Raw genomic sequence first — 13718 nt, 5'->3', positions numbered from 1 at the left:
CTGGCCCGCCGTCTGGCGGGCTTTTTTTTTCAACATTGCGCGATAAATCGCGCCGCTACCGATACGTGCACTTATTGTAGCGGCGCGATTCATCGCGCGTTTTTCTCTCTGCCCTTGCGGGTGGCATTGATTTTCCCCTCGTCTGGCCGCATGTTAGTAAAATTGCGCCGCGCCCCTGCGCGCGGCCCCACTCCATGATGAAAGGACTGCGCTTATGACCAATCCGTTACTCACGCCTTTTACGCTACCGCCTTTTTCCGCCATCAAACCTGAGCACGTGGTTCCCGCTGTAACTGAAGCGCTGAACGACTGTCGCGCGGCGGTGGAGCGCGTAGTGGCGCAGGGCGCGCCTTACACCTGGGAAAATTTAGTCCAGCCGCTGGCGGAAGTGGACGATCGCCTGGGCCGCATCTTCTCGCCGGTCAGCCATCTCAACTCGGTAAAAAACAGCCCGGAACTGCGCGAAGCCTACGAGCAGACGCTGCCGCTGCTGTCCGAATACAGCACCTGGGTGGGCCAGCACGAAGGCCTGTATCAGGCGTATCGCAACCTGCGTGAGGGCGAGAGCTACGCGCAGCTGGATACCGCGCAGAAGAAAGCGGTGGATAACAGCCTGCGCGACTTTGAGCTGTCCGGTATCGGCCTCGATAAACAGAAACAGAAACGCTATGGCGAGATCGCCGCGCGCCTCTCCGAACTGGGATCGGCTTACAGCAACAACGTGCTGGACGCCACCATGGGCTGGAGCAAACTGATCACCGACGAAGCCGAGCTGGCGGGCATGCCGGAGAGCGCACTGGCTGCGGCCAAAGCGCAGGCGGAAGCCAAACAGCAGGAAGGCTGGCTGCTGACGCTGGATATCCCGAGCTATCTGCCGGTGATGACCTACTGCGACAACGCCGCGCTGCGTGAAGAGATGTATCGCGCCTATTCCACCCGTGCCTCCGATCAGGGCCCGAACGCCGGTAAATGGGACAACGGCCCAATCATGGCGGAAGAGCTGGCGCTGCGCCACGAGCTGGCCGAGCTACTGGGCTTTGACTCATTCGCCGACAAATCGCTGGCGACCAAAATGGCGGAAAGCCCGTCTCAGGTGATCGACTTCCTGAACGACCTCGCCAAACGCGCGCGCCCGCAGGGTGAAAAAGAGCTGGCGCAGCTGCGTGCCTTCGCCAAAAAAGAGTTTGGCGTGGATGACATGAATCCGTGGGATCTCACCTATTACGGCGAGAAGCAGAAACAGCATCTGTACACCATCAGCGACGAACAGCTGCGTCCGTACTTCCCGGAATCACGCGCGGTGAACGGCCTGTTTGAAGTGGTGAAGCGTATTTATGGCATCACCGCCAAAGAGCGTACCGATGTGGATGTTTACCATCCGGACGTGCGTTTCTTCGACCTGTTCGACGAGAGCGGCGAGCTGCGTGGCAGCTTCTACCTCGACCTTTACGCGCGCGAGCACAAGCGCGGCGGCGCGTGGATGGATGACTGCGTCGGGCAGATGCGCAAAGCCGATGGCAGTCTGCAGAAGCCGGTGGCGTACCTGACCTGTAACTTCAATCGCCCGGTCCAGGGCAAACCGGCGCTGTTCACTCACGATGAAGTGACCACGCTGTTCCACGAGTTCGGCCACGGCCTGCACCACATGCTGACGCGCATCGAAGCGCCGGGCGTATCCGGCATTAACGGCGTGCCGTGGGATGCGGTCGAGCTGCCGAGCCAGTTTATGGAAAACTGGTGCTGGGAGCCGGAAGCGCTGGCGTTCATCTCCGGCCATTACGAAACCGGTGAGCCGCTGCCGAAAGCGCTGCTGGATAAAATGCTGGCGGCGAAGAACTATCAGGCGGCGCTGTTCATTTTGCGTCAGCTGGAGTTCGGCCTGTTCGATTTCCGTCTGCACACCGAGTTCGATCCGGCGCAGGGCGCGCAAATCCTCGAAACCCTGCGTGAAGTGAAAAAGCAGGTTGCCGTGGTGCCGAGCCCGGAGTGGGGCCGCTTCCCGCACGCCTTCAGCCACGTGTTTGCCGGTGGCTACGCGGCGGGTTACTACAGCTATCTGTGGGCCGACGTGCTGGCTGCCGATGCGTATTCGCGCTTCGAAGAAGAGGGCATCTTCAACCGTCAGACCGGTCAGTCGTTCCTCGACAACATCCTGACACGCGGCGGTTCCGAAGAGCCGATGGAGCTGTTCAAACGCTTCCGCGGCCGTGAACCGCAGTTGGATGCGATGCTGGAACACTACGGAATTCAGGGATAAGCCTGCTTGTGAAGATCGGTTTAGTGGATGAAACAGGCGCCGGAGACGGCGCCTTATTACATTTGGCGCAGCGCTGGGGGCTGGAGCAGGACGACAGCGCCACGCTGGCGCTGGTGCTGACAGCGCAGCATCTGGAGCTGCGTAAAGTGGACGAGCCGAAGCTCGGCGGCATCTTTGTCGATTTCGTTTCCGGCGCGATGGCGCACCGGCGCAAATTTGGCGGCGGACGCGGCGAAGCGGTGGCGAAAGCGGTGGGCATCAAAGGGGATTATCTGCCCGACGTGGTGGATGCGACGGCGGGGCTGGGACGTGATGCCTTTGTGCTGGCCGCGCTGGGCTGTCGCGTGCGTATGCTGGAGCGTCATCCGGTGGTCGCGGCGCTGCTGGAAGATGGTTTGCGGCGTGGTTATGAAGATGCGGAGATCGGCGGCTGGCTGCGCGAGCGCCTGACGCTGTTGCATGTGGTCAGTCAGCAGGCGCTGAGTGATATCACGCCGGCACCGGACGTGGTGTATCTCGATCCGATGTATCCGCACCGGCAGAAAAGCGCGCTGGTGAAGAAGGAGATGCGGGTGTTTCAGTCGCTGGTGGGGCCGGATGAGGATGCCGATGCGCTGCTCGAACCGGCGCGCCGTCTGGCGAAGAAGCGCATCGTGGTGAAGCGCCCGGATTACGCACCGCCGCTGGCCGGCGTCGCCACCCAATCGGCGGTGGTGACCAAAAGCCACCGTTTCGATATTTATCCGCCGTTGTCGTAAGCAGTCACTATGGGCTTAGCGGCGTGAATCATCGCGTCGCTGCAAGCCATATAATTTCATATCATGACGATGCATAACGTGGATTGTGCATAGCCATAAGTTAACTGGTTAAAACTCATATCTTTACTGTCTTCCGCCCGGAAATTCACTCCTTCCAGACTTATGCTAACCCATCAAGTATATTTCCGTTATTTTTTTTTGATATCAGTGTTGCTATTTTTATGTTTTTTGTTTTTAAGGGTGAAATTACTGATAAACATCCGACTATATAAGATTTTTCCCCTAAGAGATTAATCTTAATATTTATTTAAGTCATTGATAAAATTAATTATCTGTATTTTTTATCTGGATTTGTTTTGCGACATGTCTCAATAAGAAAGTGCGGTCCTTGTTGATATTATTTCCGCGTTAAGGATGGGGCTTTCATTGTGCTCTCTCATCCGGGAAATTTCTTAACGCTAACCTGGTTGTTTAGCGTAATTATTAAAATACATGGACTAAATAAATTATGAACGCCATCCCCGTTAATGTCGCCGTAGTAGACAAAAAAACGGTTGTCGAAGCGCAGGTGCTTCGCAACGGTAAAAATGGAAAACCGGTAAAAATCAAAGCCATTGCCAATGGGAAATATATCCTTGCTGAAGGTGAGAAGGGTGTTGCACCTGAAAACATCACCGTCAAGCGCGTAGGCAAAAGTCTCTGGGTTATCCTGGAGGATGGCGATCTGGATAAACCCGACCTCATCATTGAGGATTTTTTTGTCTACCCCGGCCAGCTGGTTGGTAAAGCAGAAGACAACGCTTTCCATGAATACATTGCTTCCGATGCGCGTGATGATCACGAAGCTGCAGCGCTTGCTGATGGCGATTATTCAGCGCTGGTACTCGGGTCAGATTCCGTCCCGGGGCTGGATAATCTGCTGATTGCCGAAAATGGTCTGATTAATCCGATGTTGTTAGGCCTGGGTTTACTCAGCGCGATTGGTGCAGCGGCAGGCATCATTTATCACAATCACAAAAAAGATCACGGTAAGTCAGGTGAGGGTGAAGGCGGGAATCTGCCTGATCCGGTATTCACGCGAGGCGCAACCATTGATGCGGTGACGGATAACGTGGGCGCCATTCAGGGACCGCTGGCCAGCGGCGACTATACCGATGACGCGACGCCAACTCTGAGCGGCACCGGCACCAATCCTGGTAATACTGTTGAGATCTGGGATAACGGCACAAAAATTGGTGAAGCCATTGTCGATCAGGACGGTAACTGGACATTTACGCCAGGCACGGCGCTGGCTGAAGGCGACCATAGCTTTACGGTGATTGAACGCGACGGTAAGGGTAACACCAGCCAGCCTTCCGAACCGTTTGAGCTAATTATCGATCTCAAAGCGCCAGCACAGGCGACGCTGGACAGCGTATTCGACGATCACGGTTCGCTCACCGGGTTGATTGGCAACGGCGAGGCCACCGATGACAATACGCCGACCCTCTCCGGCAAAGCGGAACCGTACAGTACCGTATCGATCTACGACAACGGTGAAAAAATCGGTGAAGCACTGACTGATGCCAACGGCAACTGGACCTTCACCCCTGCAACGGCACTGGCTGATGGTGAGCACGCATTCACCGTGGTAGCTGCCGACCGTGCTGGTAATATCGGCCTGCCCTCTGCTCCTCACATCATCACTATTGATACGCAGGCACCGGTAAATCCGGGCATTGGTGAAGTCACTGACAACGTGGGTAGCATTGTCGGACCGGTAGAGAACGGCGGCAGCACCGACGACAGGACTCCTACCATCGGCGGCGGCGGCACGCCTGGCGACGTGGTAACCATTATTGATGACGGCAAGCCGATTGGCAGCACTGTCGTGGGTGATGACGGCAAGTGGGAGTTTACGCCGGAACAACCCCTGGAAGACGGTGAGCACAACATCGGTATCATCATCACCGATCCGGTCGGCAACGAGTCTGCACCTTCAGATGATTACACCATTATTGTCGATACCCAGGCACCGGATAAGCCGCGCATTGTTGCGGTTATCGACAATCAGGGTGAACAGCAGGGTGAACTGCAGCCGGGCGATATGACCGATGACGCGCTCCCGACCATAAAAGGCGAGGCTGAAGCTGGCAGCATTGTTAATCTTTATGACAATGGCGTGCTGATTGGCTCCGCGCGTGCAGACGACGCAGGCAACTGGGAATTGACTCCAAACAAACCGCTCAGCAATGGCGGACACTCTCTCACGGCAGAAGCAACGGACGCGGCAGGTAACGTCAGCGAAACGTCTGACAGCTTTGATTTCACGCTGATTACCGGTGGTGTGCCAAGCGCGCCGGCGATTATTGGTGTGCTGGACGATGTGGGTGATATTCAGGGCAACGTCGCGAAAAATGGTGTCACCGATGACACTCGCCCAACCGTGCATGGCACGGCGCAGCCAGGCTATATCGTTTCCGTTTATGACGGTGATGTGCTGCTGGGCACCACCACAGCTGATGAAAACGGCCGCTGGCGCTTTACACCGGAAGTGGACCTGGCGGAAGGTGAACATCAGCTGTCCGCTACTGCTACCGATGCGGCGGGCAACATCAGTCCGCAGACCGGCGTGTATCCGATCATCATTGACACTACCCCGCCAGAAAATAGCGGCGACAACACCCTGACTGATGATGTCGGCGCGATCCAGGGCCCAATTAACAGTGGCGATACCACTGATGACGCCACGCCAACCTTTGACGGTAAAACTGAGCCAGGCGCTGTAGTGATCATCCGTGATAACGGTGAAGAAATTGGCCGCGTTGTCGCGGACAAAGACGGTAACTGGACATTCACCCCGGAACAACCGCTGGCCGAAGGCGATCACAGCTTTACCGTACAACCGGTAGATAACGCCGGTAACAAAGGTGAAGAAAGCGCGCCAGTCGACTTCATCGTCGATACCTCTGGTGTTGAAGTGACGATTATCAACGTCTATGACGACGCAGGCGAAGCTGGCTACGTGCAAAAAGGTGGCGTGACTAATGATGCTACGCCGACCATCAATGGTTCAGCGACGCCAGGTGGGCTGATCCATATTTATGACAACGGTGAGCTGATTGGCTCCGCGCTGGCAAATTACAAGGGCGAGTGGTCATTTACACCAGCGGAGCCGCTGAATGAAGGCGAACACAGCTTTACCGCCACGGCGACGACCGAAGCCAATGGCGTCAGCGCACCGACCGCACCGTTTGATCTGATCATTGATATCACTGCCCCGGGCAACGACGGCATTGACGAGGTGCAGGATGACGTAGGTAGCGTTCAGGGACCCGTCGAAAGCGGCGAGGTGACTGATGACAGCACGCCAACGCTGGTTGGTGGCGGCACGCCGGGTGACGTGGTGACCATTATTGATAACGGCGAAACCATCGGTAGTACCGTCATCGGTGATGACGGCAAGTGGGAATTCACGCCAGAAACACCACTCAACGACGGTGAACACAAGTTTGAAACCGTAATCACCGATCCGGCGGGTAACACCAGCGAACCATCCGATCCTTACACTGTCATCGTGGATACCACCCCACCAGTGAAACCGGAAATCGGCGATATCATTGACGATGTCGGTAACGAAACCGGGCCGATCGAAAACGGCGAATCAACCGACGACACGCAGCCGACCATCGGCGGTGGCGGCACACCGGGTGACGTAGTGACTATCATCGATAACGGTAATCCAATCGGCAGCACCGTGATCGGTGACGATGGCAAGTGGGAATTTACCCCGGAAGAGCCGCTGGAAGACGGCGAACACAATATCGGCATCATCGTGACCGATCCGGCAGGTAATGAATCCTCACCGTCTGACGATTACACCATTATCGTGGATACGCAGGCGCCAGAAAAACCTGTAATTAAAGAAGTATATGATAATCAAGGTGATAAGCAGGGTGCACTCAATCCGGGTGAGGTGACGGATGACGCCCAGCCGACCGTGCGCGGCGAAGCGGAGCCGGGTAGCCTGGTCAACCTGTATGACAATGGCCAACTGGTGGGTTCAGCTGTCACGAATGCTGAAGGCCAATGGGAATTCACGCCAACCCGACCGCTGCTGAACGGCGCGCATTCACTCACTGTGGAAGCAGTTGATGCGGCCGGTAACATTAGCGAACCGTCCGACAGCTTTGACTTCATGCTGGAGGCCGGCGGCGCGCCGACCGCACCGGCGATCACTGGCGTAGTGGACAACGTCGGAGATGTGCAGGGCACCATCGAAAAAGGCGGCGTGACCGATGACGTTCGTCCTACCATTAACGGTACCGCGCAGCCGGACAGCGTAGTCACCGTGTATGCCGATGGTAAAGTGCTGGGGACCGTCCTGACCGATGCCGCAGGCAAATGGTCATTCACGCCGGATAGTGACCTGGCCGAAGGCCTGCGCAATCTGAGTGCCACCGCGACCAACGCGGCCGGTAATATCAGTCCGTCAACTGGCCTCTATCCGATTGTGATTGACACCACCGCGCCAGATGCCAGCAGCGACAATCAGCTGACGGATGACGTTGGCGACATTCAGGGGCCGATTAATAGCGGCGACACTACGGATGACGCGCAACCTACCTTCAGCGGTGTGACCGAGCCGGGTGCGACCATTATTATCCGCGACAACGGCCAGCCGATTGGCAGCGCGGTCGCCGGTAAAGACGGCAACTGGCGCTTTACGCCGGACCAGCCGCTGGCGGATGGCGATCACAGCTTCACTGCGCAGCCAGTTGATAAAGCCGGTAATAAAGGTACGGAAAGCCAGCCAGTTGACTTCATTGTCGATACCTCTGCGGTGCTGGTGACCATCAATAGCGTTTATGACGATGCAGGTTCTGTCACAGGCAACCTGACCAGCGGTGCGGTCAGCGATGACACTACGCCAACCCTCAACGGTTCGGCGACGCCAGACGCGCTGATTCACATCTATAACAACGGCACGCTCATCGGTTCCGCAAAAGCCAACTACAAAGGCGAGTGGAGCTTTACCCCGGATGTTGCGCTGGCGGAAGGTGAACATCACTTTACGGCGACGGCGACAAACGCCGCCGGAACCAGCGCCGAGTCGTCACCTTTTGACCTCACCATCGATCTGACCCCGCCAGTCGTGGGCGGTATTGATAGCGTACTGGATGACGTGGGCACGGTGCAGGGCCCGGTCGACAACGGTGGCATTACTGACGACACCACGCCTACGCTGGTAGGCGAAGGCGTACCGGGCGATGTGGTGACCATTATCGACAACGGTGAAACCATCGGCAGCGCGGTAATTGGCGAGAACGGCAAGTGGACCTTCACGCCGGAAACGCCGCTCAACGACGGCGAGCACAAATTTGAAACCGTGATCACCGATCCGGCCGGCAACAGCAGCCAGCCGTCCGATCCGTACATTGTGACTGTTGATACGCTGGCGCCGAACAAGCCAGCGATTACCGAAGTGTTTGATGACCAGGGCGATCGCACCGGTGCGCTGAAATCCGGTGATACCACCGATGACAGCATTCCTACCGTGAAGGGCACTGCGGAAGCCAACAGCCTGGTGAAGATTTATGACAACGGTGAACTGATCGGTAGCGTGCGCGCTGACGGGCAGGGCAACTGGCGCTTCGAACCGGGCAAACCGCTGGTTAACGGCGCACACTCGCTGACCGTGGAAGCGATCGACGCGGCGGGCAACGCTAGCGAGCCATCAGAGAAGTTTGACTTCTCGCTGGCAGCCGGCGGTAAGCCAACGGCACCGGCTATCACTGGCGTGATGGACAACGTAGGTGACATTCAGGGTGCAATCCAGAAAGGCGGTCTGACCGACGACGCGCGTCCGACCATCAACGGTACCGCCCAGCCGGGCAGCATCGTTACGCTGCTGGTTGATGGCAAAGCTGTGGGCAGCACCCAGGCCGATGGCGCCGGGAACTGGTCATTCACGCCGGACAGCGATTTGGCGGATGGTGTGCGCAACATCACCGCTACCGCCACTAACGCGGCCGGTAATATCAGTCCGGAAACCGGGGCGTATCCAATTGATATCGATACCTCCGCGCCAGAAGCCAGCAAAGGTAATCAGCTGATTGACGACGTTGGCCTGGTGCAGGGTCCGATTAACAGCGGCGACATCACCGATGACGCGACGCCCACCTTTAAAGGTAAAACCGAGCCGGGCGCCACGGTAATCGTGCGCGATAACGGTAATGAACTGGGTCGCGCGGTAGCTGATAAAGACGGTAACTGGAGCTTCACGCCGGATCAGCCGCTGGCGGATGGCGACCACAGCTTTACCGTTCAGCCGGTGGATAAGGCCGGTAACAAAGGGCCGGAAACTGACACCATTGACTTCACCGTAGACACCTCCAAAGTGGTGATTGCTATCACTCAGGTGTATGACGATGCGGGCAGCATTACCGGTAATCTCACGTCCGGTCAGGTGACAGATGACACCACGCCGACCCTGAAAGGCACCGCAACCGGCAACGCGCTGGTGAAAATTTACGACAATGGCCAGCTGATTGGCAGCACGGTGGCAGCCAAAGACGGCAGCTGGAGCTTTACGCCTGGCGTTGCGCTGAGCGAAGGGCCGCACAGCCTGACGGCGACCGCCACCACGCCGGCACACGGCGAGAGTGAGGCCACAGCCGCCTTCGATATCACTATTGATATCACGGCGCCAAACAACGCGGGTATTGAGGATGTCCGTGATGACGTGGGTACAGAGCAGGGCACCGTGGACAACGGCGGCGCGACTGACGATACCACGCCAACGCTGACTGGCGGCGGTAAACCGGGCGACGTGGTAACCATTATCGATAACGGTGAAACCATCGGCAGCGCGGTAATTGGCGAGAATGGCAAGTGGACCTTCACGCCGGAAACTCCGCTCAACGACGGTGAGCACAAATTTGAAACCGTGATCACCGACCCGGCGGGCAACAGCAGTAAGCCGTCGGATCCTTATGTAGTGAATGTGGATACGCAGGCACCGAATAAGCCAGCGATCACTGAAGTGTATGACGATCAGGGCGATCGCCGTGGACCAATCGCTGCAGGCGACACCACTGATGATGCGACACCGACGGTACGCGGTACCGCTGAAGCCGACTGTCTGGTGAATATTTATGACAATGGCGTGCTGATAGGCTCAACCCGCACTGACGGCAAAGGCAACTGGAGCTTCGAGCCACCGTTACCGCTGGCCAACGGTGCCCATGCGCTGACAGCGGAAGCGGTAGATGCCGCTGGTAACGTCAGCGAGTCGTCAGACAAGTTTGAGTTTGGCCTGATCAGCGGCGGTGTGCCGAATGCGCCGGCGATTACCAGCGTAATGGATAACGTAGGAGACATTCAGGGCCTGGTGCAGAAGGGAAGCGTCACCGACGATGCACGACCAACCATTAACGGTACCGCACAGCCGAACAGCCTCGTTACGCTTTATGCAGACGGCATTAAGCTGGGCACGGTAACGGCAGACGCCAACGGTAACTGGAGCTATACGCCAGCCAGCGATCTGCGTGACGGCGTGCATAACATCAGCGCGACTTCCACCAATGCTGCCGGCAACGTCAGCCCGGAAACCGGCGTCTATCCGATTGAAGTGGATACCACGGCGCCAGGCAACATCATCAATCCGGTACTGACGGATGATGTCGGCCAGGTACAGGGGCCGATTCGCAGCGGCGAGACCACCGACGATGCCACGCCGACCTTTAGCGGTAAAACTGAGCCGGGCGCTACAGTAATTGTGCGCGACAACGGCAAAGAGTTGGGCAGAGCGGTCGCCGATGACAGCGGTAACTGGACGTTTACCCCGGGCACGCCGCTGACAGATGGCAAGCACAGCTTCACCGCGCAGCCGGTCGATCTCGCCGGTAATCAGGGCCCAATTGGCGGGGCGATTGACTTTACCGTCGATACTTCTGCGGTGGTGGTAGCGCTGACTCGCGTGGAAGACAACGCCGGCAGTGTCAAAGGCGATCTGAGTTCCGGCCAGGCCACCGATGACACCACGCCAACGCTGTATGGCACCGCGACGCCGAACGCGCTGGTGAAAATTTATGACAACGGCAAGCTGATTGGTCAGGTAAGCGCTAACGCGCAGGGCCAGTGGAACTTCACGCCGGGTACAGCGCTCAGCGAAGGTTCGCACGCCCTGACCGTGACGGCGACCACTGAAGCACACGGCGAAAGTGAGCCAACCAGCCAGTTCGATCTGCTGATTGACATCACCGCGCCGAACAAGGGCGTGATTGACTCCGTCAGCGACGACGTCGGCACGGTTCAGGGACCAATTGGCAAAGGCGGCTACACCGATGACACCACGCCAACCCTGTCTGGCCGCGGTACGCCAAATGATAAGGTCACCATCATCGATAACGGTACGCCGATTGGTGAGGTCACCGTTGGTAACGACGGGCGCTGGAGCTTTACCCCGACTACGCCGCTTAACGATGGTACGCACAACTTCACCGTGGTGATGACCGATCCGGTGGGCAACAGCTCGGCACCGTCTGACGTCTGGCCGGTGATTGTCGATACCCAGGCACCGAATCCGGTAGTGCTCACCAGCATTATGGATAACGTTGGCAGCGTGACCGGCCCGATTCAGCGCGACGGCACGACCGATGATAAGCGACCAACGCTGAATGGCACCGCCGAGGCCAATAGCCTGGTGACCATTTACATTGGTGAAGTTGCAGTAGGCTCGGTGAAAGCGGATGCCAGCGGCAACTGGAGCTTTACGCCGGGCAGCGATCTGGCTGACGGACGCTATGAGTTCACCGTCACTGCCACCGACGCGGCCGGTAACACCAGCTACCCAACCCAGCCGTGGGCGATAACCGTTGATACCGTGGCGCCGAACCTGCCAGCGATTGTACGCGTCTACGATGACGCCGGCAGCATCACCGGTGATGTGCTGAACAACGGCATTACCGATGATAAGCGGCCGACCATCAGCGGCACCGCCGAGGCCAACAGCACCGTTACCGTATACATCGACGGTACGCCTGCCGGTACCGTACGCACCGATGGCAGCGGTAACTGGAGCTTTACCCCGGGCAGCGATCTGACCGATGGCCTGCACCGCATTACCGCCACCGCCACCGATACCGCGGGCAACACCAGCGGCCAGACCGCGGCGTGGAACATTACCGTAGACACCGTGGCACCGAACGCACCGGTCATTGTCACCATTGAAGATGATGTCGGCAGCATTAAGGGCAACATCGATAAAAATGGCTTCACTGACGACAAGCGGCCGACCCTCAACGGCACCGCCGAGGCTAACAGCCTGGTGACGATTTATATTGATGGTATAGCGGTGGGCAGCACCCGCGCCAATGGCAGCGGCAACTGGAGTTTCGTCCCGCTCAGTGACTTGTCGGACGGACTGCACCACATCAGCGCCAAAGCCAGCGATAGCGCCGGCAACAGCAGCGGCGAGGCTGTGGCGTGGGATATTACCGTTGATACGGTCATCAGCACCCCGACCATCGATACGGTGTATGACAACGCCGGCAGCAAAACCGGTAACGTGGCTAACGGCGGTAAAACCGATGACACCACGCCAACCCTGTCAGGCAAAGCGGAAGCCAACAGTGTGGTGACCATTTATGATGGTAGTACCAAACTGGGCTCGGTGACGGCGGGGGCGGATGGTAAGTGGACCTTTACGCCGTCACCGGCGTTAAGTAATGGTGCGCACAGTTTCTATGTACAGGCAGCAGATAAGGCGGGTAATGCCGCAAAATCGGTAAGCAGGGAGATTGAGATTGGACCTGATGTAATTCTTACGCAAGGCTTTGAAAACTTTAATAGCATTTCCGCTGGAAGGCACGGAAAATCTCATGACTTCGGCAATGGGCTGATTGTTACCAGGAAATGGGACGTAGTAGTCATTGCTGCAGGTGGGGGGGGGAACGCTTTTTCGAGCAATTCTTTACAGGTAAATGATGATTTATTGACTTTAAAATTTGGCGCAACAACGGATGTCCATTTTGTTGTGTCGGGGTGGGGAACTTTTGCAGGTTATGATTCTGCACCCGCCATCATAAAAATTTATGACACTCAAGGAAATTTAATAAAAGACACAAGAATACAATCGTATGATTACAGAGGGAAAGTATACTTTGATTACGTTGCTCCTGCAGGAACGTTCATTGGAGAAGTTACGTTAACAAGCAAAGATCCGTCTAGTTTAGGATTGGATGACCTTAGTTGGGGGAAAAATATAACTACTCATACGTCATCTATTTCAAATAATGAAATTGCCCCTGTTGTTGATGACGCTTATGCAGTGGAAGAGTCAGAAGATCATCCAATCGCTAACGATGAGAATGAACTTATTATCCAACAAAACTTAGGTAACATCGATCTCTCTGATTTTATAAAAATTATTGAAGATGACATAACTTTAAACACGGATTCCCGCTTAATCATTAATGATGCCGAAAATAAGGAAATTGTCCTATCTGATCTTCTCAAAGACGGCACCGATCTCGGCGACTGGTTGCAGGTGGCGGGCACGATTACCCAGGGCGGTCAGGTGTACGACGTTTATCGTCACAGTGGAGTGGAAGGTGAATTGCTGGTGCAGCAGGGGGTAAAAGTCGAACTGGATAATCATTAATCAGCCGTGGCTTTTTTAATCTGTTAACCATCAATACTAATCGGGTGCCCTTTTGGGC

At 56.6% G+C, this 13718-nt stretch carries 3 protein-coding genes; all 3 read left to right on the top strand.

Going from position 1 to position 13718, the window contains the following annotated elements:
• Positions 1 to 214 precede the first annotated feature (214 nt).
• The 3 genes from prlC (at position 215) to C1Y42_RS19635 (ending at position 13660) form a co-directional block, all read left to right on the top strand.
• Positions 215 to 2257, top strand: coding sequence for an oligopeptidase A (gene prlC, locus C1Y42_RS19645; RefSeq protein ID WP_058759342.1), 2043 nt, complete (start codon positions 215 to 217; stop codon positions 2255 to 2257).
• Between the two features lie 8 nt (positions 2258 to 2265).
• Positions 2266 to 3015, top strand: a complete 750-nt coding sequence (gene rsmJ, locus C1Y42_RS19640) for a 16S rRNA (guanine(1516)-N(2))-methyltransferase RsmJ (protein WP_021508104.1) — start codon at positions 2266 to 2268, stop codon at positions 3013 to 3015.
• A gap of 508 nt (positions 3016 to 3523) precedes the next feature.
• Positions 3524 to 13660, top strand: coding sequence for an Ig-like domain-containing protein (locus C1Y42_RS19635; RefSeq protein ID WP_104094176.1), 10137 nt, complete (start codon positions 3524 to 3526; stop codon positions 13658 to 13660).
• Positions 13661 to 13718 lie beyond the last annotated feature (58 nt).

Source organism: Pantoea sp. ICBG 985 (assembly GCF_002928365.1).
In the GTDB taxonomy this organism is placed as follows: Bacteria; Pseudomonadota; Gammaproteobacteria; order Enterobacterales; family Enterobacteriaceae; genus Pantoea; species Pantoea dispersa.
Note: the sequence above shows the minus strand (reverse complement) of the source record. Positions and strands in the feature narration are given on the sequence as shown.